The 24,308-nt window shown below is 66.8% G+C and carries 11 protein-coding genes and 3 rRNA genes; 6 read left to right on the plus strand and 8 right to left on the minus strand.

Features of this window, described 5'->3' with window-relative positions; all coding sequences use genetic code 11:
* Positions 1-42: 42 nt before the first annotated feature.
* The 4 genes from Cs7R123_RS00950 to Cs7R123_RS40635 form a co-directional block, all read right to left on the minus strand.
* Positions 43-2,559, minus strand: coding sequence for a DUF4832 domain-containing protein (locus Cs7R123_RS00950; RefSeq protein ID WP_212822677.1), 2,517 nt, complete (start codon positions 2,557-2,559; stop codon positions 43-45).
* A gap of 65 nt (positions 2,560-2,624) precedes the next feature.
* Positions 2,625-5,297 carry a fibronectin type III domain-containing protein gene (locus tag Cs7R123_RS40630; RefSeq protein WP_212822679.1) on the minus strand — a complete coding sequence of 891 codons (2,673 nt, stop codon included), beginning with the start codon at positions 5,295-5,297 and terminating at the stop codon, positions 2,625-2,627.
* Positions 5,298-5,344: 47 nt separating this feature from the next.
* Entirely contained in the window at positions 5,345-6,697 is a 1,353-nt protein-coding gene (locus Cs7R123_RS00960; RefSeq protein WP_244871533.1) for a DUF4832 domain-containing protein, read from the minus strand.
* A gap of 91 nt (positions 6,698-6,788) precedes the next feature.
* Positions 6,789-9,668: a fibronectin type III domain-containing protein gene (locus Cs7R123_RS40635; protein ID WP_212822683.1), complete on the minus strand. Its 2,880-nt coding sequence runs from the start codon at positions 9,666-9,668 to the stop codon at positions 6,789-6,791.
* A gap of 258 nt (positions 9,669-9,926) precedes the next feature.
* Between Cs7R123_RS40635 and Cs7R123_RS00970 the strand changes: the two genes are divergently transcribed.
* From Cs7R123_RS00970 to Cs7R123_RS00995, 6 genes are all read left to right on the plus strand, one after another.
* A complete protein-coding gene (locus tag Cs7R123_RS00970; RefSeq protein WP_212822685.1) occupies positions 9,927-10,808 on the plus strand; it encodes a carbohydrate ABC transporter permease in 882 nt (293 codons plus the stop codon).
* Between the two features lie 14 nt (positions 10,809-10,822).
* Entirely contained in the window at positions 10,823-11,707 is an 885-nt protein-coding gene (locus Cs7R123_RS00975) for a carbohydrate ABC transporter permease (protein WP_244871534.1), read from the plus strand.
* A 32-nt stretch (positions 11,708-11,739) separates the two neighbouring features.
* A complete protein-coding gene (locus tag Cs7R123_RS00980) occupies positions 11,740-13,083 on the plus strand; it encodes a sugar ABC transporter substrate-binding protein (protein ID WP_212822687.1) in 1,344 nt (447 codons plus the stop codon).
* 91 nt (positions 13,084-13,174) lie between these two features.
* Entirely contained in the window at positions 13,175-14,671 is a 1,497-nt protein-coding gene (locus Cs7R123_RS00985) for a glycoside hydrolase family 36 protein (RefSeq protein WP_212822689.1), read from the plus strand.
* Positions 14,672-14,806: 135 nt separating this feature from the next.
* Positions 14,807-15,976: an ROK family transcriptional regulator gene (locus Cs7R123_RS00990; RefSeq protein WP_212822691.1), complete on the plus strand. Its 1,170-nt coding sequence runs from the start codon at positions 14,807-14,809 to the stop codon at positions 15,974-15,976.
* Positions 15,977-16,124: 148 nt separating this feature from the next.
* Positions 16,125-16,862, plus strand: a complete 738-nt coding sequence (locus Cs7R123_RS00995) for a dienelactone hydrolase family protein (protein ID WP_212822693.1) — start codon at positions 16,125-16,127, stop codon at positions 16,860-16,862.
* 68 nt (positions 16,863-16,930) lie between these two features.
* Here the strand turns inward: Cs7R123_RS00995 and Cs7R123_RS01000 are convergent, their stop codons facing one another.
* From Cs7R123_RS01000 to Cs7R123_RS01015, 4 genes are all read right to left on the minus strand, one after another.
* Positions 16,931-17,713, minus strand: a complete 783-nt coding sequence (locus Cs7R123_RS01000; protein WP_212822694.1) for a phosphotransferase — start codon at positions 17,711-17,713, stop codon at positions 16,931-16,933.
* Between the two features lie 913 nt (positions 17,714-18,626).
* Positions 18,627-18,743 (minus strand): 5S ribosomal RNA (gene rrf, locus Cs7R123_RS01005).
* Positions 18,744-18,858: 115 nt separating this feature from the next.
* Positions 18,859-21,971, minus strand: a 23S ribosomal RNA gene (locus Cs7R123_RS01010).
* A 351-nt stretch (positions 21,972-22,322) separates the two neighbouring features.
* Positions 22,323-23,839: ribosomal RNA gene (locus Cs7R123_RS01015) — 16S ribosomal RNA — on the minus strand.
* Together the 16S, 23S and 5S rRNA genes form the textbook arrangement of a ribosomal RNA operon.
* Positions 23,840-24,308 lie beyond the last annotated feature (469 nt).

A 24,308-nucleotide genomic window follows, 5' to 3' on the forward strand; every position in this document is an offset into this window, starting at 1 on the left:
TGAGCCGTCCAGGACACCCCGCCCGCCGCCGCCTCCTCGCGGCTACTGGAAGGAGATGTGGTCGATGGTGATGGTGGAGTTGCCGCCGTACCAGAAGCCCATGGCCAGCTGCGACGGCGAGTTGCGGTTGATCCCGTTCGCCACGAGCGGGATCTTGATGTCCTGGTACGCCGTGGTGATCACCGGGTGCGCCCCGCCGTCGAGGGTGAAGTCCCCGAACAGCTTCGTCACACCGCCCATGCCCAGGTTGAAGTGGGTCTGCTCCCCGCCTGCGGCGCCCTTCACCCGCACCACCAGGTACGTGTAGGCGCTCAGGTCCACGCCCACGTCGGAGCCGAACCAGCCGCAGTTGTTGTAGCGCAGGCTCAGCGCCCCGCCGGTCAGGACGCCGTAGCCGCCGCCGTCGAGGAAGCAGTTCGCACCCGTCCACTTACCCAGGTCGTTCTGCGCCGACGCCGGGTAGGCGGGAGTGCCGTCGAAGTTGTCCAGCACCAGACCGGTCGGCGGGGGCGGAGTCGCGTCGGTGGTCACGGACACCGTGTTACCGGCCGCCGAGCGGTTGCCCGCCGCGTCGCGGGCCTTCACCGTGTACGCGTAAGCAGTCGACGCCGTCAGCCCGGTGTCCGTGAACGTGGTGCCCGACGGGCTCCCGACCAGCGTCGATCCCCGGAACACCTCATACCCGGTCACACCTACGTTGTCGGTGGACGCCGTCCACGACAGGCTCACCGTCGTGTCCGACTTGCCGGTCGTGGACAGGGTCGGCGCCGACGGCGCGGTGCAGTCGCCCGAGCAGCCGGTTGTCGTGCCTGAGACCGCGGTCGACGTCCCGGACGTGTTGCCCGCGGCGTCCACGGCCCGGACCGTGTACTGGTAGGTCGACCCCGGGCTGCGCCCGGTGTCGGTGAACGTCGTGCCCGTGGGCGAGCCCGCGAGCACCCCGTCGCGCAGCACCTGGTAGCCGGTCACCCCGACGTTGTCCGTCGACGCCGACCACGACAGCGACACGCTCGTGTTGGTCACCCCGGTCACCGCCAGGCCCGACGGCACCGACGGCGCCGTGCAGTCACCGGTGCAGGTGCCGACGGTGACGGCGGTGGACAGCACGTTGTACCCGTTGGTCGCGTCCCAGGTGCCGGTGTTGGCCAGGCGCACCGAGTACGCCGGGCGCGACTGGAGCGCGGCGACCGGGTCGGGCAGCCACAGGGCCAGCTTGTACGTCCCGGCCGCGACGTTGCCCGGCACGGCGGCGTTGGCCGTGACGGTGCTCGCCCCGGCCAGCCAGGTCCGGGGGTCGACGCCGGACAGCGGCAGGTTGTAGCGGTTGCTCGCGCTCTGGAGCACCAGGTAGACCGGCCGGTTCTTGATCAGGCCGGACCAGCCGTCGTTGTTCAGGTGCGCGGTGAAGCCCAGGTTCGCCCCCGGCGCGACGCTGGTCGGGAACGTCGCGTCGAGCAGTCTGAGCCGGTAGCCGAGCTTGCGCTTGATGCGTACGAAGCAGGTCTCGGCCGGGTCGTTGCCGACGGCGGCCAGGTTCGCCGCCTTCCACTTGTCGGTGTTGACCGCCGCGTAGTCCTCGTTGATCTCGGTGAAGTTGAGCTTGCTCATCTCCGCCTGGGCGTTGACGCAGGCGGCGTCGTTGTAGCCGTCGGCGCCGCAGGTCTCACCGCCGACCATCTTGTTGACGCCGGTCGAGGTGGCCAGGTCGTACATCCACTGCTTCTTCTGCTCGATGTAGTACCAGCCCATCCAGGACGGGTTGTCGTAGGTGCCCATGTCGTTGGCGTCGGCCAGGAAGCAGTCGTTGTGGAACCCGATGCGGTCCTTCTGCGCCTGGGTCAGCGTGCAGCCCTCGGGCACCACGCATGCGGTCGGGTCGGTGACCTCCTTGATGTAGATCGGGTAGCGCATCACGATCGGGATCGTCGCCGGGGTGGTGTCGGCGATCTTCTTGACGATCCGGTACCGGGCGGGCGCCTCCTCGACCGAGGACGAGTTGGTGAGCGTGCCGGTGTGCCACTCCCCCCACGCCCCGAGGTAGCCGGTCTCCAGGTGCAGCACGACGTCGGCGTTGGCCGAGACGACCGCGTTGATCTGGGCGATGTGGGCCAGGATCTGCGACTCGGCGACGCTGGCGTAGCCGTCCCAGGTGTAGGCGGGGCGCAGCACGATCTTCATACCGGCGGTGCGGACCGCGGCCAGGCCGGAGGCGAGGTTGTCGAGCAGCGCCTGCGGCAGGGCCTCGGTCTTGTACTTGTCCAGGTGCACGTAGCTGTGGACGATCGTGTCGCCGTCGGCCTTGGCGCGGGCGAAGGTGCGGTCGAGCAGGTCGGGGTTGAATCCCGGGATGGTGGCGGCGTTGACGTAGTCGTTGACCGCCGGGTCGTTGATGATCTCGTAGCGGTTGTGGAATCCGCGCTCGGGGTTGGCGAACGCGGTGGCCAGGTCGGCCGCGTAGGTGACGGTGGCGGCGTGGGCGGGCGCGGCGTCGATCGCCACGGTGCCGAGCGCCGCCACCAGCGCTGTCACGGTGAACAGGCGCAGTGAGCGGAACTTCATGGGTGCCTTCCTGTCGGGACGGAAGGCCGCCTGATCGGATAGCGCCCGGCCAGGCGGCCGGACTGCTACTGGAAGGTGATGTGGTCGATCGTGATGGTGGAGTTGCCGCCGTACCAGAAGCCCATGGCCAGCTGCGACGGCGAGTTGCGGCTGATCCCGTTCGCCACGAGCGGGATCTTGATGTCCTGGTACGCCGTCGTTATGACGGGGTGCGCCCCGCCGTCGAGGGTGAAGTCCCCGAACACCTTCGTCACACCGCCCAGACCCAGGTTGAAGTGGGTCTGCTCGCCTCCGGCCGCGCCCTTCACCCGCACCACCAGGTACGTGTAGGCGCTCAGGTCCACCCCGACGTCGGAGCCGAACCAGCCGCAGTTGTTGTAGCGCAGGCTCAGCGCCCCACCCGTGACGACACCGGACCCGCCGCCGTCGAGGAAGCAGTTGCCGCCGGTCCACTTACCCAGGTCGTTCAGGTTCGACGACGGGTACGCGGGGGTGCCGTCGAAGTTGTCCAGCACCAGACCCGTCGGCGGCTGCGGCGCCGCATCGGTGGTCACCGACACCGCGTTGCTGGCCGCCGACCGATTACCTGCGGCATCACGGGCCTTCACCGTGTACGCGTAAGCAGTCGACGCCGTCAGCCCCGTGTCCATGAACGTGGTGCCCGACGGGCTGCCGACCAGCGTCGACCCCCGGAACACCTCATACCCGGTCACTCCCACGTTGTCCGTCGAGCCCGTCCACGACAGCGACACCGTCGTGTCGGACTTGCCGGTCGTCGACAGAGTCGGCGCCGACGGCGCGGCGCAGTCGCCCGAGCAGCCGGTCGTGGTCGCCGAGACGGCCGCGGACTGGTTGGAGACGTTGCCCGCCGCGTCCAGCGCCCGGACCGTGTACTGGTACGTGGTGCCCAGGCTCCGGCCGGTGTCGGTGAACGTCGTGCCGGTCGGCGAGGCGACCACCACCCCGTCGCGCAGCACCTGGTAGCCGGTCACGCCGACGTTGTCCGTCGACGCCGACCACGACAGCGACACGCTCGTGTTCGTCACCCCGGTCACCGCCAGGCCCGACGGCACCGACGGCGCCGTGCAGTCACCGGTGCAGGAGCTGGTGCTGACCGCGCCGAGGTTGACCCAGCCGTCGGCGCCCTGGTTGGCGTTGGCGAACGACAGCGGCAGGCGCGGCCGCCACTGGTCGATGATCCAGTCGGTGAGCCGGCTGGCCGCCGGGCGGGCCCGCAGGACGTCGGCGGTCACCGTCTCCAGCGGGTTGCGCACCTTCAGGACCAGGCTGTAGTCGCCCGCGGGCACGCCCGCGGTGCTGACCGTGGTCGAGAAGTTCACCGGACGGCCGAAGTCGAGGTACTTCGGGTCGGCGCCCACGTTCCAGTCGGGGAAGGCCCGGATCTGCAGGGGCTGCACGGTGCGCAGGTCCCAGCTGGTGTCCCAGGTCTTGACGACGTTGCCCGCGCCGTCGCGCAGACCGAGCTGGACCGTCCACGGGTAGTAGAACGGTGCCACGCCGTTGTTCTGCACGGTGACGCCGACCTTGTAGCTGCCCGAGGCGACGGCGTTGAAGTTGGCCTGCGGGATGTGCAGGTTGTAGCCCATCTTGCGGACCCCGGCCGACACCTTCGGGTCGGTGGGGCTGTACCCGCCCGCGCCCGTCTGGTTGATCATCCAGCTGATGTGGGTGAGCTCGGTCGCGGCCAGGACGTTGTCGACCTGGTTGGCGCCGTTGGGCCAGTCGGTGTAGAGGCTGCCCTGGATCTCGGGGCGGGCCTCGCCGCCGATGGACTGGGTGATCCACCGGTTCTCGGTGTCGGTGTTGAGCTGCAACTGGAGGAACGCGTCGTCCCAGCCGTTCATGGACACCGGCAGGGTCATGCCCTTGAGCTGCCCGTTGCGGATCTCCTTGTACGGCCACGAGTCGTCGTGGAACCCGATGTTCGCCGTGCCCTCCGTGCCCGCGAGCGGGTAGCGGACCTCGACCTGGATGTTGGAGAACGCCGCGTCGGCCGCGCCGATGATGGTGCGGATCGTCGCGTCGGTCGGCATCAGGTTCGGGTAGCCGTCGGCGGTGTCGCGGTCGTACGGCCAGGTGTGCCACTCGCCCCACAGGCCGACCAGGCCCAGGGTCATGAAGCCGATGCGCGGGTCGGCGGTGCCGCCCGGCCCCGCGTGGTCGTACTTCGCCGCGAACGCGTTGATGAACGTGGTCAGCGCGGCGATCACGTCGGGGTCGTCGTAGTCGGGGCTGACGGTGCCCCAGAATCCGTTGGTGCGCAGCGCCATCTTGCCGTTCAGGCACGGCGGGATGCCGTTGCCGGGGTGGGTGCCGCTGCCGCCGGGGTATTCGAGGTAGAAGCGGAACGCGACCTGGCGGCTCCATACGGCCGCCTCGTCGAGGGCCTTCTCGAACACGCTCCAGTCGATGTTGGCGCAGTTGGCGGGGTCCTTCATCACCTCGTTGAGGGCGAAGTAGCTCCACACCAGGCCGCCGGGGTACTTCGTGGACAGGTTGTCGCCCGGGAACAGGTACGGGGCGAAACCCTTGAGCGGCTGGCCGACCGGGGCGTCGGCGTAGGTGTAGGTGTGCGTGGTGAGGCTGGTGTCCGGGCCGGGACCGGCCGCCGGGCGCGGCGGCGGTCCCGCCGGTGCCGCCGTGGCCGGGACGGCCACGGTCAGCGAGAGCGTCAGCGCTGTCGCGGTGGCCGCGAGCAGTCTGCGTAGCTTGGGCACTGATGTTCCTTTCATGGACGGGTGGCAGGAACAGATCTCGGGCGTCGTCAGCGGGTGGTGACGGTGCCCAGCCGCAGCCAGCCGGAGTGGGTGTCCTGGCTGGTGTTGGCGAAGCGCAGCGGGATGCCCTGGGGCAGCGGGTTGGCGATGCGCAGGACGATGTCGTAGCTGCCGCGCTTCAGGCCGTGGGTGTTGACGGCGGTGGTCAGCTCAGTGGGGTCGGCGCCGGGCTGGATGCCGGTGACGGTCCAGCCGGTCTGCCAGCGGGCGGCGACGCGGCCCTGGTCGTCGATCGCGGCCAGCTCGACCTTCCAGGGGTAGTAGAAGGGCGCGGTACCCCGGTTGGCGATGCGGACCGAGACGCGCTGCGCGCTGACGGCGGCCTCGGTGACGGTCAGCTCGTAGCCGAGGGACTTCGCCGCCTGCACGGCGCGGAAGTACTCGTCGCCGGTATAGCCGGTCGGGGCGAAGGCGGCGTGGTTGATCAGCCAGGAGGCGTGGGTCTGCTCGACCGAGGCGGCGTAGTCCTCGTACTGGCCGCAGCTGACGGGCTCCTCGAACAGGCAGGACTGGATCTCGGGGCGCAGCTCGCCGCCGACGGGCTCGGTACGCCACTTGTCGGTGACGCCCTCGTCGATGAGGCGCTGCACGAAGTGCCAGGAGGTCGGCGGCAGGGTCTCGAAGGCGAACGAGTCGTCGTGGTAGCCGATGCCCAGGTCCTTGTTCTGCGGGCTCGGGTAGCGGGCCAGCAGCCGGGTGCGGTCGAACGCGTCGTCGTAGTCGGTCAGGATGCGGGTGAGCACGTCGGTGCCGGGCATCCAGTTCTCGGGGTTGGTCCAGCCGTCGTAGGGCCAGGTGTGCCACTCGCCCCAGAAGCCGATGAGGCCGAGGGTGATGAACCCGATGCGCGGGTCGCCGTCGTAGCGGTGGCCGAACGCCCCGATGAAGTTCTCCAGCGCCGAGACCAGGCGCGGGTCGCTGTAGTCGGGGGCGACGCTGACGCCGTTGTTGCCGAAGTCGTCGTAGGTGTGGGTGGCCAGGCCCTGGTCGAGCAGGTACTGCGGGACGCCGGTGGGCTTGCCCGGATAGTCGAGGTAGAAGCGGAAGACGGCCTGGTGGCCCCTGGAGGCGATGTCGTTGAGCTGCTTCTCCAGGGCGTTCCAGCGGAACTGGTGCGGGCCGGTCATCACGGCGTTCAGCGGAAGGTAGAACCATTCCATGCTGTACGGGAAGGTCTGGTAGCTGCCCGCGTACGGGATGAAGCCCTTGAGGGGGTTGTCGGCGGGGGCCGAGGTGTAGGTCAGCGGGGTCCACTGCGGGGTGCTCGGCGCGGGTGTCGCCGCGGCGGGTGTCCCGGTGGCCAGGGTCAGGGTGGCCAGCAGCGCGACGGCGAATCGCACTCTTCGTCCGGTTAGTCTCATCTGGAGGCCTTCTTTTGCGCAGGGTGAGGGACCGGCCGGGCGGATGCCCGGCCGGTGTCGTGGATCGGGATCAGCTGACGACGATGCGGTCGATGTCGGGAGCCCAGCCGCTGGGGTTGGCGATGGTGATGGTGGTGCTGCCGGCACTCAGGGTGAGGGTCACGCTGGTGGAGCCGACGGTGTTCCAGTCGGCGGTGGGCGAGAAGTTGACCGTCTGGCCGTTCACCACAGCCGAGCGGGCGACCGCCGAGCTGTAGTAGATGGTGATGGTCTTGGCGCCACCGGATCCTGCGGCTATGCCGTTGAAGACGAGGGTGGCGCCGTTGCCGATGTAGCCGACCTTCGACCCGCCCGAACACGCGGCGCACGAGGCGGTCACGGCCCCGCCGGTACGGGTGTTGCCGGAGGCTTCGGCCTCGTAGCTGACTGGCGAGCTGCCTGCGCTGGTCGTCACGATCAGCGAGCTCGATGCCGCAGAGTAGTTCCCGGCGGCGTCATATGCCTTGATCGTGTAGGTGTAGGCGGTTGACGCGGTCAGCCCGGTGTCGGTGAAGCCGGTGGTCGACGACGTTCCGACGGGGCTTCCCCCACGCAGGATCTGGTAGCCGGTCACCCCGACGTTGTCGGTGGAGGCGTTCCACGTCAGTGAGACCGAGGTGGAGGTCTTGCTCGGCGAGGCCAGGCCGGACGGGATGCTGGGTGCCGAGGTGTCGCCGCCGCCAGCCCCAGGCAGGGTGATGCGGTCGATGTCGGGAGCCCCGCCGGTGGGGTTGACGACGTTGATGGTGTTGCTGCCCGCACCGAGGTTGAGCACGACCGTGGTCGAACCGACGGTGTTCCAGCCGCCGGTCGACGCGAAGCTGACGGTCTGCCCGTTGATCACGGCGGTGCGCGCCTCGGCCGACAGGTAGTAGATCGTCACGGTCTGCATGCCGCCGGAGCCGGCGGCGACGTTGTTGAACGCCATCGTCGCTCCGTTGCCGAGCGAGCTGACCTTCGACCCGCCCGAGCACGCGCTGCATGACGCCACGACGGCGCCATTGGACAGCGTGTTGGTCGATGCCTCGGCCTCGTAGGTGGTGGACGTGCCGCCGCCGGAGGTGGTGGACGCCGTGACCGTGTTGCTGGCCACGGACCGGTTGCCGGCCGCGTCCCGGGCCTTGACCGTGTAGCTGTAGCTGGTCGAGGCGGTGAGACCCGTGTCGGTGAAGGAGGTCGCCGTCGGGCTGCCGACCAGCGTCGACCCGCGGAACACCTCGTAGCCGGTCACCCCGACGTTGTCGGTGGACGCGGACCAGGACAGCGACACCGACGACGACGTCTGGCCAGTCGACGTCAGACCGGCCGGAACCGACGGCGCGGTGGTGTCACCACCGCCGGAGGTGCCCACGGTCACCGCACCCATGCCGAGCCAGCCGTCCGCGTTCTGGGTGGCGTTGGCGAACCGCAGCTTCTTCGCGTCGGTGTCGACGGCTTCCAGCGGGTTCTTCACACGCAGCACCCACTGGTAGGCACCCTGGGGCACCGCGCCGAGGTTGACACTGGTCTGGAAGTACTGCGGGTAGCCGAACGCGCGGTACGTGGGATCGGATCCCACGTTCCAGTCCGGGAACGCCCGGATGTTCAGCGGCTGGACGGTGCGCAGATCCCACGGGGTGTCCCAGGTCTGCACCACGGTGCCGGAGCTGTTCTTGAGCCCAAGGGTCATGGTCCAGGGGTAGTAGAACGGGGCGACGCCGGTGTTGCTGATCTGCACGCCGACGTTGGTCGTACCGGAGGCGGTGTTCTGGTAGTAGGCGTTGTTGACGGTCAGGTTGTAGCCCATGAGCTGCACCCCGGCCGTGACGTTCGCGTCGGTGGGCGAGTAGGCGGCGCTGCCCTCGTTGATCATCCAGGTGGCGTGGGTGAGCTCGATGCACGCCTTGAGGTTGTCGACGGTGCCGGAGCCGTTGGGCCAGGACTGGAACGCCGAGACCTGGATCTCGGGCCGGAGCTCGCCGCCGATCGAGCTGGTGATCCACTTGTTCTCGGTGCCGGTGGCGATGTTGCGCTGCAGCTGCGCGTAGGAGGCGCCGCCCAGCGAGGCGGGCAGGGTCACGCCCTGTAGCGGCGAGCCCTCGCGGAAGCAGAACGAGTCGTCGTGGTAGCCGATGTCGCGGGAGTTGGCCGCGCCGCCGGCCGCGTCCGGGTACCGGATCTCGACCTTCGTCTTGTTGAACGCGGTGTCGAACGCGGCCACGATCTGGGCGCCGTTGGCGTCGGTGGGCATGTAGTTGGGCAGCCCGTCGGCGGTGTCGGTGTCGTAGGGCCAGGTGTGCCACTCACCCCACAGCCCGACCAGGCCGAGGTGGATGAACCCGATGCGCGGGTCGCCGTCGTAGCGGGCGCCGAACGCCGCGATGAAGTTCTTCAGCGCGTTGATCAGGAACGGGCTGTCGTAGTCGGGATGGACGACGTTCCAGGTGGCGTCGGCGCGGGTGGCGACGTTGCCGTTGAAGCAGGCCGGGATGGCGTTGGCCGGGTGGTTGCCGGTGCCGCCGGGGTAGGTCATGTAGATCCGGATGGCGGCCTGGTTGCCGTAGCCGGCGGTCTCGGCCAGCATGCTGTCCAAGATCGCCCAGTTGTAGCTGCCGCAGTTCGAGGCATTGGTCATGATCTCGGAAAGGCCGAAGTAGCCCCAGGTCAGCGAGTGCGGGAAGCCGTTGTTCTGGTCCCCGCCCGGGGAGTAGAACCGGGCCCAGCCCTTCAGCGGGTTGTCCACCGGGCCGGGCGCCGAGCTCAGCGCGTGGACCTGCAGGGCCGGATCGGGAGTGGCCGGTGCGGCAGGACGGGCGGGCGGACCGGCCGGCGCCGCCTGGGCGCCGGTCGGAGCGGTCAGGACGAGGGCCGCACTGAGCACGGCGGCGCCCAGTGCGGCGAGCAGATTCCTGCTGCGGTTACGTGAATTCATGTCGCTCTCCGGTGCAAGAGTTCGGGCAGATCTCCTGGCGGTGCGGCGCTCGCGCAGCGGGCTGCGCGGCGTTCGTGCGGTGGTGCGACGTTCATGTGCTGTTCAGGACGCGGGTACGGTGCATCGCGCCCCCACCCCGTCGGGCTCCGTTACCGAAGCAATACGAAGAGGTGTTGACAAAATTTCGAAGGTCTACATCATTATTCGAGAGCGGGGCGGCTGGCAAGAGCCGACCGAGAGATGGATCTGAGGACGTGGATGAGCTCGACAAAACAGCGCGACGACCGGCGGGCGGCATGGTGGTTCCTGCTGCCGGTGCTGGTCGGATTCGCCGTCTTCTACGGCTACCCCGCCGCCCGGGGCATCTGGTACTCGCTCACCGACTACACGATGCTCAACACGCCGACCTACGTCGGCACCGAGAACTACGCCAAGCTGTTCGCCGATGACCAGTTCTGGAACTCGCTGCTGGTCACCGCCTGGTACGTGGTGCTCAACATCGGGTCGCAGACGCTGCTGGCGCTGGGTATCGCGGCGCTGATGCACCGGCTGACCCGCTCGGTCGCCCTGCGGGCGATGCTGCTGCTGCCGTGGCTGGTCCCCAACGTGACCATCGGCCTGCTGTGGATGTGGCTGCTGGACACCAACCTCGGCTTCGTCAACCACCTGCTCGACACCATGGGCCTGGGCCGGATCGGCTTCTTCACCGACGAGACCTGGGCGATGCCGTCGGTCGCGGCCATCAACACCTGGGCCTACACCGGCTACACCGCGCTGCTGCTCTACGCCGGGATGCTGCAGATCCCGCAGTACCTGTACGAGGGTGCGGCCATCGACGGCGCGGGCGAGTGGCGCATGTTCCGCCGCATCACCCTGCCGCTGCTGCGCCCGGTGCTGGCCCTGGTGCTGGTGGTGTCCATGATCGGCTCGTTCCAGATCTTCGACACCATCGCCGTCACCACCAAGGGCGGCCCCGTCGCCGCCACCCGGGTCATCTACTACTTCATCTACCAGCAGGCATTCAAGTTCTTCCACATGGGTTACGCCGCCGCGGCGGGCATCTGCCTCGCGCTGATCCTCGGCGTGCTCACCGCGATACAGATGCGCCTGCTGCGCGCGTCGCGCTCGGATCTGGCGTGAAGGGGTCGACCGACATGAAACGCAGGACTCTCAACCCCGGCCGGATCGTGGCCTGGGTGGCGATGGCACTGGTCGTCCTGGTGACCCTCTTCCCCTTCTGGTGGATGATCCGCACCGCACTCACCCCGGCCGCCGACATCTACAGCGACAACTCCAGCCTGCTCCCCGCGCACCCGACTCTGATCAACTTCATCCGGGTGCTGGGCCTGACCAGCGAGGCCGAGGCCCGCGCCGCAGGCGGCTCGGGCGCCCACCTCGACTTCGCCGCCTACCTGTGGAACTCGGTGATCTACTGCGGGCTGATCGCCGCGCTACAGACCCTGTTCTGCGCGATGGCCGGCTACGCCTTCGCCCGGCTGCGCTTCCCCGGTCGCGACCTGGTCTTCGGCATCGTGATCGCGGCGCTGATGGTGCCGCCGATCTTCACGCTGCTGCCCAACTTCATCCTGGTCAAGGACCTCGGCCTGGTGAACACGATGGCCGGCATGGTCGCCCCCACCATCCTGATGACCCCGTTCGCGGTGTTCTTCCTGCGCCAGTTCTTCCTGTCGCTGCCGCGCGACGTGGAGGAGGCGGCCATCCTCGACGGCACCGGACCCTGGGGCATCTTCTGGCGCATCGCGCTGCCGATGAGCCGCGGCCCGCTGATCACCATCGGGATGACCACCACCGTGTGGGCCTGGAAGGACTTCCTGTGGCCGCTGCTGGTGGGCCGGGACGACGACAACCGCCTGGTCACCGTCGCGCTCGGCGTGTTCCTCCAGCAGTCGCCCAACACCCAACCCGACTGGACCGGGCTGATGGCCGCCTCGACGCTGTCGGTCCTGCCCGTCCTGCTGCTGCTGGTCTTCATGGGCAAGCGGCTGGTCCAGTCCCTGAACTTCACCGGAAGCAAGTGAAACACCACCACCCCCTGAGAAAGAAGGATCCGATGAACCGCACCTCACGGGTCGCGGCAGCGCTGCTGTCGCTGACCGTCGCGGCCGGCCTGGCCGCGTGCAGCAAGGCCGAGGAGGAGAGCAGCGGCCCCGTCACCCTCAACTACTGGCTGTGGGACGACAACCAGAAGGCCTCCTACCAGCAGTGCGCCGACGCGTTCCACACCGCCAACCCGAACGTCACCGTCAAGATCAGCCAGGCGGCGTGGAACGAGTACTGGCAGAACCTGACCACCCAGATCGCCTCGGGTGACGCCCCGGACGTGTGGACCAACCAGGGCTCGTACTACCCGCAGTTCGTCACCTCGGGGCAGATCCTGGACATCCAGCCGTACGTGACGGCCGACAAGGTCGACCTGTCGCAGTACCAGGGCGGTCTGGCCGACCTGTTCACCAAGGGCGACCAGCGCTTCGGCCTGCCGAAAGACTGGGACACCATGGCGCTGGTCTACAACGTCGACCAGCTCAAGGCGCAGGGCATCGACGCGGCCGCGCTGCAGGACCTGACCTGGAACCCCAAGGACGGCGGCACGTTCGAGCAGATCATCGCGAAGGCCACGGTCGACGCGAACGGCAAGAACGGCCTCGACCCGGCCTTCGACAAGAAGAAGGTCAAGGTCTTCGGCTTCCTGCCGGAGTGGGGCGACGGCTCGCAGGGCCAGAACGGCTGGGGCGACCTGGCCGCCAGCAACGGCTTCACCTACCTGGACAAGAACCCCTGGGGCACCCAGTACAAGTACGACGACCCCAAGCTCGCCGAGACCATCGACTGGTTCAAGTCGATCATCGCCAAGGGCTACAGCCCCGCGCTGGACAAGGCGTCCACGCTCAGCCGCGACTCCCTGCTCAACGCCGGCACCGGGTCGATCACCCTGGCGGGTTCCTGGATGATCAACAGCTACCTGGGTGACGGTGCGAAGGTCAAGTTCGGGTTCGCGCCGCTGCCGGCCGGGCCGCAGGGCCGCAAGACCGCGATCAACGGCCTGTCCGACGCGATCTGGTCGGGCACCAAGCACAAGGACGAGGCCTGGCAGTGGGTCAAGTTCCTGGCGTCGGCCGACTGCCAGAACATCGTCGGCGGCAACGGCGTGGTCTTCCCGGCCATCAAGTCCGCCAGCGAGAAGGCCCTGGCCGCGCACACCGCCAAGGGCCGTGACGTGAAGGTCTTCGTCGACGAGGCCGCCGCCCCCGGTGGCACGTTCTTCGTCCCGATCACCGACCACGGCAACGAGGTCAGCCAGATCGTGCAGGACGCCATCCAGTCCGCGGTCCTCGGCGCCGACTCCGCCACCGCGCTGAAGAAGGCCAACGAGCAGGTCAACGGCCTGTTCAAGTAACCCGACCGTCCATCGCACCGGTGCGGCGGGCCGGACAGCCGGCCCGCCGCACCCCGTACCTCGTCGCACCGCAACCCTGTCAAGGAGAACCATGGCACTGCTCATCGAGCTCGCCGGCCACACCCTCGCCCTCGAACACGACGGACCCGGCAGCCCGCACGCAGCCGACGGGGGCCTGATTCTTCCACCGGGACGCGTCGCGCTCCTGCACGGACTCGGGGACGTGCCGTTCTACCGGCACGGGCAGAACTCGTGGAGCCCGTGCGGCTGGCGGCGGCTGTCCGAGCCGCCGCTGCGCATCGCCAATCCCGTCCGCCGCGTCACCGCCGACGACGACGCGTGGGACGACCCGGCGCGGCACCACTCCTCCGCCGTCGCCGCGCTGGAGGCCGGGGACGGCAACGTCCTGCTGCTGGGCGCGCTCGGCCTGGGCGTGCCGCGCCTGACGGCCGACCGCGACACCCTCGCCGGCTGGTACGAGCACGGCGCACAGCCCTGGTTCCTGGCCCTCGGGCCCGAGGACGAGGTGTTCGGCGCGTACAGCCGCGAGCTCGCGGCCCGGCTGGGCAGCAGCGACCGCCGCGCCGGCAACGTCTGGTGCTCCTGGTACGCCTACTACGAGACCATCACCGAGCAGCAGCTCTCCAAGGACGTCGCCGCGCTGCGGGGCCTGCCGTTCGACGTCGTGCAGATCGACGACGGCTGGGAGCGCCTGGTCGGGGACTGGGAGCCCAACGAGAAGTTCCCCTCCGGCATGAAGGCGCTGGCCGAGCGGATCACCGACACGGGTATGACGGCCGGGCTGTGGCTGGCCCCGTTCATCGCCCTGCCCGACTCCGAGCTGGCACGGCGGCAGCCGCAGCTGCTGCTGCGCGACAGCCGGGGCGAGAAGGTGATCGCGGGCCACAACTGGGGCACCGGCTACCACGCCCTGGACCTGTCCACCCCGGCCGCGCACGAGTACCTCGCCGAGCTCACCCACCGGGTGGTGCACGAGTGGGGGTTCAAGTACCTCAAGCTGGACTTCATCAACGCCGGTGCCGCGCCCGGAGCGCGCGCCGACGGCGGCGAGCGCGAGCAGTGCTACCGCGACGCGCTCGCGGTGATCCGCCGGGCCGCCGGGGACGACGTGTATCTGCTGGGCAGCGGCGGGATCCTGCTGCCGTCGCTGGGGATCCTGGACGGGATGCGCAGCGGCCCCGACGTCGCGCCGATGTGGCAGAACTACGCCAGCGACGACCCGTCGGACGCGATGGCCCGCAACGCCGTGGTCAACACGCTGCACCGGCTGTGGCAGCAGCCGCTGATCGAGGTGGACCCGGACGTCATCTACTTCCGCAGCCGGCTCAACCTGCTCACCGACCAGCAGCTGGCGTGGCTGCGGGACCTGGCCGACATCTGCCGGTTCCGGGCGGTGTCGGATCCGCCGGGCTGGCTGACCGGCGCCGAGCTCGACGCGATGACCGCCTACCTCACCGCGCGTCCGGGCATCGAGCGGCTCGACCGCTACCGGTACGCCGTCGACGGCAGGGCGGTCGATTTCACGGCCGCGGTGACGCCCGGCGAGCAGTTGTACCCGATCTCCTGAACGCCGATCGGGCCGGCCGGCGGCGCCGTCCGCCGACCGGTCGGCATCCGATCATCGACTTGCCATCCACCCAGCATTTTGTAAAGATCGTAGCGTATTCATCATGTGCATCCACGCGCCTGCAAGGGGCATACCGTGACAGACCTGGCCACCACCGGAACGGATCTGCCGCGGCTGCGCGAACTCAACTCGCTGAGCATCGTGCGCGCCCTGCGCAACCAGCCGCCGTCCACGGTCACCGAACTCTCCCAGCGCACCGGCCTGTCCCGCCCAGCCGTCGACGTCATCGCCCAGGGGCTGGTCGCCGACGGCTGGGCCGTGGTCCTGGAGCCCGGCGCCAACAGCGCCGTCGGCCGCCCGGCCCGCCGGTACCAGTTCCGGGCCACCGCCGGGCACGTGCTGGGCATCGACGTGGGCGTACACAAGATCCTCGCGCTCCTGTGCGACCTGGACGGCAACATCGTGCACACCGTCCGCCACAGCGTCGCCGCCGAGGCCCCGCCCGCCGACCGGCTCGCCGAACTCGACAAGGTCATCAGCGAGTGCCTGACCACGGCCGGCAAGGCGCCCGCCGACATCTGGGCCGTCACCGTCGCGGTCACCGGTGCCGTCGACGCCTCCGGCCGCACCAGCTTCTTCAGCCCGCTGCCCGGCTGGAAGAGCGTCAACCTGACCGGCCACCTCAGCACCCGGTTCCCCTGCCCCATCGTCGTCGAGAACGACTGCAAGCTCGCCGCCGTCGCCGAGCAGTGGAAGGGCGCGGCCAGCGACGCCAACGACATCGTCTACCTCCTCGCCGGTATGCGTACCGGTGCCGGGCTCATCCTCGACGGCGTGCTGCGCCGCGGATTCGGCGGCGCCGCGGGCGAGATCGGCGCGCTCAAGCACGTCCGCTGGCTCAACGCCCCCGAGCACCTGCAGAACTGCCCCGGCGTGCCCGACACCGTCAGCCCGGACGACGCCGCCGCCTGGGTCTTCAACGCCGCCCGCGAAGGCGACAAGGCCGCCCGCACCGCCGTCGGCCGCTATGTCAAGGACCTGGCCGTCGGCGCCGCCGCGCTCGTGCTCACCCTCGACCCGCAGGTCGTCGTCCTGGGCGGCGGCTTCTCCCGCTCGGCCGACCTGATCCTGGAGCCGCTGCGCCACGAGATGCAGCGGCTGTGCCTGCGCATGCCGGAGGTGCGCGCCTCCACCCTGGGCGCCGACTCCGTCGCGCTCGGAGCGTTGAAACTGTCCCTGAACGAGGTCGACGACCGGCTGTTCAGTGCCGGTCTCTCCGCTCCGGTCGCGCCCCGGCGCAACTGAACCCGCGTGGTATGTTCGACGCCGCCGTGCACCACGACGACCTGAGGAGGTGAGTCCGATCAACGCTGTGACCACGACCAGTCGGGACTCCCTCCTCCGCATGGCCTAGGGAGCGCCCGCCCCGACACCCTGAAAGGGTGTGGACGCCATGCGCTTCACCATCACCTCCGCCACGTCGGCCGACGGCGTCAGCGAAGAACACTTCACCGTCGGCCAGATCCCCGGTGTCCTGTGGACGCCGGGCGGCGCGGCCGGCCCCCGGCCCCTGGTCCTGCTCGGACACGGCGGCGGCCAGCACAAGACGGCCCCGCGCGTCGTGGCCGGTGCCCGCCGCTACGCCGCCGAACGCGGCTACGCCGTGGTGGCGATCGACGCCCCCGGCCACGGCGACCGGCCCAAGACCCCCGAGCTGGAGCAGGCCTTCACTGACCTGCGCACCCGGATGGCGGCGGGCGAACCCGCGTTCGCGCTGGTAGCCGGACTGCACACCATGCTGGCCGAGCAGGCCGTGCCGGACTGGCGTGCGGTGCTGGACGCCGTCACCGCACTCGACCACGTCGGCGCCGGACCGGTCGGCTACCTGGGCATGTCACTGGGCTGCGGGCTGGGCGTCCCGCTGGTCGCGGCCGAACCCCGGATCCGGGCCGCGGTGCTGGGCCTGTTCGGTGCGCTGGGCCTGGCCGAGGCCGCGGCGCGGATCACCGTACCGGTGCGGTTCGTGCTCCAGTGGGACGACGAGCGCATACCCCGGCCCGAGGGCCTGGCGCTCTACGACGCGTTCGGATCTGCCGAGAAGACGCTGAGCGCCAACCCGGGCGGGCACGGCGACGTCCCCGCGTACGAGACGGACGAAGCGCTGCGCTTCTTCGCCAGACACCTGGGCTGACCGTCGCGCAGGCAGGCCAGGTGCCGCGATTCTTCGCTGCGCCGGGCCTGCCTGCTCGGCCAGGTCCGTCAGCGGCTCGGCGCGACCCAGAAGTCGTCCGGCAGCTGGGCCACCTCGGCCCCGGACCGTTCCAGGTCCGCAGCCCACGGCAGCATGCGCTGGAACGTCGGCTCCCCGCCGCCGGCCAGCTGCCGGATCACGGCGACGTTGCGCTCGACGCGGCCGAGGATCGCGTCACGGATCGCGGTCGGGTCGCCGGTGTATCCGTACGCGTCCAGCAGCAGGTGCAAACGCCGGTGACGGTCGCGTGCGTCAGCGAATCCGACCTGCTCCGCGAGTTCCGGCGTGAGCAGGGGCGCCCAGGTCAGCGCCGAGAACGCCAGATCGTCCTCCCGCCGCGACGGGCTCGCGGTGTCCCAGTCGACGAAACCGACCAGGGTCCCGTCGTCCCACACGGCATTCCAGGGCGCCGCGTCCAGATGACCGATCAGGAGCTCCGGCTGCCACGGCCGACCGGTGAACCAGACGGCATCGCCGGTTGGCCGGAACGTCGCGGTCGCATCGTGCAGCCGCCGAAGCCACGCACCGACCTGCCGGAGCGCCTCGTCGGAACGCAGCCAGTCCGGCCAGGGCGAGGTCTCGCCAAGGGTCTCACCGGGCAGGTACGTCAGGCGTTCGCGGCCCTGGTCGTCGACGCCACGGGCGCGCGGGGCGCCGCCGAAGCCGACGTCCTCCAGATGCCGCAGCACCGAGTGGACCGTCGCGGTCCACGGTTGCCCGGGGCGACGGACCTCTTCGCCGACGCGTACAGCTCCGAAACTGCGCCCGCCGGGCAGCCGTTGTTCAGTCATCCCCAGGTTCTACCGCGATCACCCTTCCGGGGCGACCGAATACTCGACCCCGCCGACATCCTGGGAACTCAGCTGAGACAGTGTCGCCAAGCCACCGTACGCAGAGCACGGCCACAGCGCACATGACGATCGCCAGGACCGCCGTCGCTACGGCCGAGATCGATGACCGGCGAGATGCCGCCACAGCCACGCGGCGGTTCCAAAAAGCTCCGTGACGAGGCCCGAGCCTCCGACAAGGCTCGAGACTCTGCAGTTTCGGGGAAAGTGCTGGAATCAGGCTTCGGATTCCAGCACTTTCCCCGAAACTGCACGCTGCCCGTGGGGAGGCACGCTTCCCGTTTGGGGAGGCAGGGTGCGGTGATTTGGTGCATCGTGGTTGTGCTGGCGGTGTCGCGGTGGTGTGTCGGCGGTCCTGGGCTCGTGATCGCTGGTTGCGGTCGGGATCTGGCCTGAGGCGTGAGATTGTGACCGAGGACGGCGATCACATCCCGGACTTCAGGTCCCCGTGACCCGCATCCACCGCAGCTGGTGCCGTGTCTGTGGTGTTGCGCTATCGGGTCGGTGGCCGGTGGTTGATCACGGTGGTGGGGTGGGGACACGCCGCCGAACACGTCCACAAGTTCATGATCGACGCGGAAGAGCGGGCCGGGCTGGCAGCAGACCCCGGCCCCGGAGGCCCTGGAGGCCAGCCGGTGCTGGCAGCAGGCCAGGACCCGGGGGCCGGCCAGTCGGCTGGTGCTGGCAGCAGGCCCAGGCCGAGGGGGCTGGCCTGAGCCGGCCCGGGGTCGGCTTGGTGCCGGCCGGTTGCCGGGGCGGTGTGGGCGGGGTGGCTGGTGTTGTCCGGCGGTGGGAAAGGGGGGCCGGAAACGCGTCAAGGCCCACCCCTGGGGGGTGGGCCTTGACAGCGATGTTTGTCCGGCGGTGTCCTACTCTCCCACAACGTCCCCGTTGCAGTACCATCGGCGCTGGAGGGCTTAGCTTCCGGGTTCGGAATGTTTCCGGGCGTTTCCCCTCCGCCATGACCGCCGTAACACTATCAACATATCAACCCTTGCCTACGACACCGAACGGTGGAGGCGGTTGCATGCCGTGATGTGCATGGTGGACGCGAGCGTTTCTTTGCGCAGCTTCTGACGTAAAGATAGTTAGGTAAGTCCTCGGCCTATTAGTACCAGTCGACTGAACACATTGCTGTGCTTACATCTCTGGCCTATCAACCCGGTGGTCTAGCCGGGGGCCTTACCCCATCTCTGGGTGGGAGACCTCATCTTGAAGCGAGCTTCCCGCTTAGATGCTTTCAGCGGTTATCCCTTCCGAACGTAGCCAACCAGCCATGCCCCTGGCGGGACAACTGGCACACCAGAGGTTCGTCCGTCCCGGTCCTCTCGTACTAGGGACAGCCCTTCTCAAGTCTCCTGCGCGCACGGCGGATAGGGACCGAACTGTCTCACGACGTTCTAAACCCAGCTCGCGTACCGCTTTAATGGGCGAACAGCCCAACCCTTGGGACCTACTCCAGCCCCAGGATGCGACGAGCCGACATCGAGGTGCCAAACCATCCCGTCGATATGGACTCTTGGGGAAGATCAGCCTGTTATCCCCGGGGTACCTTTTATCCGTTGAGCGACACCGCTTCCACATGCCAGTGCCGGATCACTAGTCCCGACTTTCGTCCCTGCTCGACCCGTCAGTCTCACAGTCAAGCTCCCTTGTGCACTTACACTCAACACCTGATTGCCAACCAGGCTGAGGGAACCTTTGGGCGCCTCCGTTACCCTTTAGGAGGCAACCGCCCCAGTTAAACTACCCACCAGACACTGTCCCTGAACCGGATCACGGTCCGAGGTTAGATACCCAGATCAAACAGAGTGGTATTTCAACGATGGCTCCACCATGACTGGCGTCACAGCTTCAAAGCCTCCCACCTATCCTACACAATCTGAACCGAATACCAATGTCAAGCTATAGTGAAGGTCCCGGGGTCTTTCCGTCCTGCCGCGCGTAACGAGCATCTTTACTCGTACTGCAATTTCGCCGGGCCTGTGGTTGAGACAGTGGGGAAGTCGTTACGCCATTCGTGCAGGTCGGAACTTACCCGACAAGGAATTTCGCTACCTTAGGATGGTTATAGTTACCACCGCCGTTTACTGGCGCTTAAGTTCTCCGCTTCACCCCGAAAGGCTGACAGGTCCCCTTAACGTTCCAGCACCGGGCAGGCGTCAGTCCATATACAGCGTCTTACGACTTCGCATGGACCTGTGTTTTTAGTAAACAGTCGCTTCCCCCTGCTCTCTGCGACCCCACCCAGCTCCAGCCGCGAAGGCCTTCACCAGACGAGGCCCCCCTTCTCCCTAAGTTACGGGGGCAATTTGCCGAGTTCCTTAACCACAGTTCGCCCGATCGCCTCGGTATTCTCTACCTGACCACCTGTGTCGGTTTGGGGTACGGGCCGCGCACAGCTCGCTAGAGGCTTTTCTCGGCAGCATAGGATCATCGACTTCACCTGATACGGCTCGGCATCACGTCTCAGCCTGTTGTGGTGCGGATTTGCCTACACCACGGCCTACACGCTTACCCCAGGACAACCACCGCCTGGGCTCGACTACCTTCCTGCGTCACCCCATCGCTCAACTACTACCAGCCAAGATCCCAGCACTCGCGCTTCCCACCCGAAGGTGATCCACGTCCATGAAGGTTAGTACAGCCAGGTTCGTCGCGGGCGCTGCTTTGCGGGTACGGGAATATCAACCCGTTGTCCATCGACTACGCCTCTCGGCCTCGCCTTAGGTCCCGACTCACCCAGAGCAGATTAGCTTGACTCTGGAACCCTTGGTCATCCGGCGGCAGGGTTTCTCACCCTGCATTCGCTACTCATGCCTGCATTCTCACTCGCGTGGCGTCCACGGCTAGATCACTCTGCCGCTTCACCCGCCACACGACGCTCCCCTACCCATCCACACACCTGGACCAGCTCACGCTGGCCGAGTCATTGTGTGAATGCCACAGCTTCGGCGGTGTGCTTGAGCCCCGCTACATTGTCGGCGCGGAACCACTTGACCAGTGAGCTATTACGCACTCTTTCAAGGGTGGCTGCTTCTAAGCCAACCTCCTGGTTGTCTATGCGATCCCACATCCTTTTCCACTTAGCACACGCTTAGGGGCCTTAGCTGGTGATCTGGGCTGTTTCCCTCTCGACTACGAAGCTTATCCCCCGCAGTCTCACTGCCGCGCTCTCACTTACCGGCATTCGGAGTTTAGCTGACTTCGGTAAGCTTGTGGGCCCCCTAGGCCATCCAGTAGCTCTACCTCCGGCAAGAAACACGCGACGCTGCACCTAAATGCATTTCGGGGAGAACCAGCTATCACGGAGTTTGATTGGCCTTTCACCCCTAACCACAGGTCATCCCCCAATTTTTCAACATTGGTGGGTTCGGTCCTCCACGACGTCTTACCGTCGCTTCAACCTGCCCATGGCTAGATCACCCCGCTTCGGGTCTAGAGCATGCGACTAAAGCGCCCTATTCAGACTCGCTTTCGCTACGGCTTCCCCACACGGGTTAACCTCGCCACATGCCACTAACTCGCAGGCTCATTCTTCAAAAGGCACGCCGTCACCTCAGAACAAGTCCTCAGCTCCGACGGATTGTAGGCAGACGGTTTCAGGTACTATTTCACTCCCCTCCCGGGGTACTTTTCACCATTCCCTCACGGTACTAGTCCGCTATCGGTCACCAGGGAGTATTCAGCCTTACCAGGTGGTCCTGGCAGATTCACGGCAGATTACAGGAGTCCGCCGCTACTCGGGAACACCCACCACAGGTCGTAAACTTTCAGCTACAGGACTCTCACCCTCTACGGTCCCTCATTCCAGAGGATTCGCCTAGCCCACGACTTTATAACTGTGTCACCCAGTGTCAGCTGGATCTGCAGGGTCCCACAACCCCGCGTACGCAACCCCTGACAGGTATCACACGCACACGGTTTAGGCTACATCCGCTTTCGCTCGCCACTACTCACGGAATCACATGTTGTTTTCTCTTCCTACCGGTACTGAGATGTTTCACTTCCCGGCGTTCCCTCCACACACCCTATGAATTCAGGTGCGGGTAACCCGACATGACTCGGGCTGGGTTCCCCCATTCGGACACCCTGGGATCACAGCTTGGTTGACAGCTCCCCCAGGCCTATCGCGGCCTCCCACGTCCTTCATCGGCTCCTGGTGCCAAGGCATCCACCGTCTGCCCTTAAAAACTTACCTACAATACGCAGAAAACAAAGATGCTCGCGTCCACTATGCACATCTCAACAAACAACCAACCCACACCCACACCCGAAACACACACCACACACGCGGCAGTTTGAATCAGAAGATGCGATCGGCGATCCAGAAAAAACCCGCCCCGAACTCGGAGCTTGTTCTTTCAGGACCCAACAGGGTGCTATACGAAGCCATCAGCCGCACCGGGCCGTTCCACGCACACGAAGATGCAGTACTAGGGATCCGGCCGTTGCCGATACTTCTCTGCCAGCGTCTCCGCCATATGAGCCCCACTGCTGACACTCGCAGCAGCTGGGTCCTGACCCGCTTTCGCAGGTAGGTGCTCCTTAGAAAGGAGGTGATCCAGCCGCACCTTCCGGTACGGCTACCTTGTTACGACTTCGTCCCAATCACCAGCCCCACCTTCGACCACTCCCTCCCTTACGGGTTGGGCCATGGGCTTCGGGTGTTGCCGACTTTCGTGACGTGACGGGCGGTGTGTACAAGGCCCGGGAACGTATTCACCGCAGCGTTGCTGATCTGCGATTACTAGCGACTCCGACTTCACGGGGTCGAGTTGCAGACCCCGATCCGAACTGAGACCGGCTTTTTGGGATTCGCTCCACCTCACGGTATCGCAGCCCATTGTACCGGCCATTGTAGCATGCGTGAAGCCCTGGACATAAGGGGCATGATGACTTGACGTCATCCCCACCTTCCTCCGAGTTGACCCCGGCAGTCTCCCATGAGTCCCCACCATAACGTGCTGGCAACATGGAACGAGGGTTGCGCTCGTTGCGGGACTTAACCCAACATCTCACGACACGAGCTGACGACAGCCATGCACCACCTGTGCACCCCCCCGAAGGACACTGAATCTCTCCAGTTTTAGAGTGCATGTCAAACCCAGGTAAGGTTCTTCGCGTCGCATCGAATTAATCCGCATGCTCCGCCGCTTGTGCGGGCCCCCGTCAATTCCTTTGAGTTTTAGCCTTGCGGCCGTACTCCCCAGGCGGGGCGCTTAATGCGTTAGCTACGGCGCAGGAAACCGGAGAGGCCCCCCACACCTAGCGCCCAACGTTTACAGCGTGGACTACCAGGGTATCTAATCCTGTTCGCTCCCCACGCTTTCGCTCCTCAGCGTCAGTATCGGCCCAGAGACCCGCCTTCGCCACCGGTGTTCCTCCTGATATCTGCGCATTTCACCGCTACACCAGGAATTCCAGTCTCCCCTACCGAACTCTAGCCTGCCCGTATCGACCGCAAGCCTGGAGTTGAGCCCCAGGTTTTCACGGACGACGCAACAAGCCGCCTACGAGCTCTTTACGCCCAATAAATCCGGACAACGCTCGCGCCCTACGTCTTACCGCGGCTGCTGGCACGTAGTTGGCCGGCGCTTCTTCTGCAGGTACCGTCACTTTCGCTTCGTCCCTGCTGAAAGAGGTTTACAACCCGAAGGCCGTCATCCCTCACGCGGCGTCGCTGCATCAGGCTTCCGCCCATTGTGCAATATTCCCCACTGCTGCCTCCCGTAGGAGTCTGGGCCGTGTCTCAGTCCCAGTGTGGCCGGTCGCCCTCTCAGGCCGGCTACCCGTCAAAGCCTTGGTAGGCCATCACCCCACCAACAAGCTGATAGGCCGCGAGCCCATCCCCAGCCGAAAAACTTTCCACCACCAGCCATGCGACCAGAAGTGAATATTCGGTATTAGCCACCGTTTCCGATGGTTATCCCAAAGCCAGGGGCAGGTTACTCACGTGTTACTCACCCGTTCGCCGCTCGAGTACCCCGAAGGGCCTTTCCGCTCGACTTGCATGTGTTAAGCACGCCGCCAGCGTTCGTCCTGAGCCAGGATCAAACTCTCCAAAAAGAATTCAAAAACCCGGCAAAAAACAACCACCGACATAAAAAATGTCCGAATGTTTGCTTAATACCAAAGGAATGACCACGACGAGGTGATCAATAAATTGGCACTGGCATATCTAGCACCCTGTTGAGTTCTCAAAGAACAAGCACACACCGAAACCCACCACATCTCTGCGGGAAGTTCGCGGGGCAACTCGTCAAAGCTTACCCGACCGGTTTCGCGTCCCCCTAACCGGGGTCCGCACCACTCGGGGCGGCTCAGCGATCCGGCCTCCGCCCGAGCTATCCGCTCCGGCGTTTCTGTCCGTTCCTCGCTGGCAGAGAGAACATTACGCGGCCCCACCCGCCGGACACAAATCGGGGTGGGTTGTCGCCGGTCACACGATCGATGACGGCCACACTCCAGCGTGACCCGCGCGGAATCCGCCCCGACGACGCCGGATGGTGGCTTCATTCCCCGGTCGCCGACCGCC

Origin of the sequence: Catellatospora sp. TT07R-123 (assembly GCF_018327705.1) — a bacterium.
Lineage (GTDB): Bacteria > Actinomycetota > Actinomycetes > Mycobacteriales > Micromonosporaceae > Catellatospora.

Coding starts and splice junctions, on each gene's coding strand:
- Cs7R123_RS00950 (WP_212822677.1), bottom strand. CDS start 2,559: ATGAAGTTCCGCTCACTGCGCCTGTTCACCGTGACAGCGCTGGTGGCG.
- Cs7R123_RS40635 (WP_212822683.1), bottom strand. CDS start 9,668: ATGAATTCACGTAACCGCAGCAGGAATCTGCTCGCCGCACTGGGCGCC.
- Cs7R123_RS00970 (WP_212822685.1), top strand. CDS start 9,927: ATGAGCTCGACAAAACAGCGCGACGACCGGCGGGCGGCATGGTGGTTC.
- Cs7R123_RS00975 (WP_244871534.1), top strand. CDS start 10,823: ATGAAACGCAGGACTCTCAACCCCGGCCGGATCGTGGCCTGGGTGGCG.
- Cs7R123_RS00980 (WP_212822687.1), top strand. CDS start 11,740: ATGAACCGCACCTCACGGGTCGCGGCAGCGCTGCTGTCGCTGACCGTC.
- Cs7R123_RS00985 (WP_212822689.1), top strand. CDS start 13,175: ATGGCACTGCTCATCGAGCTCGCCGGCCACACCCTCGCCCTCGAACAC.
- Cs7R123_RS00995 (WP_212822693.1), top strand. CDS start 16,125: ATGCGCTTCACCATCACCTCCGCCACGTCGGCCGACGGCGTCAGCGAA.
- Cs7R123_RS01000 (WP_212822694.1), bottom strand. CDS start 17,713: ATGACTGAACAACGGCTGCCCGGCGGGCGCAGTTTCGGAGCTGTACGC.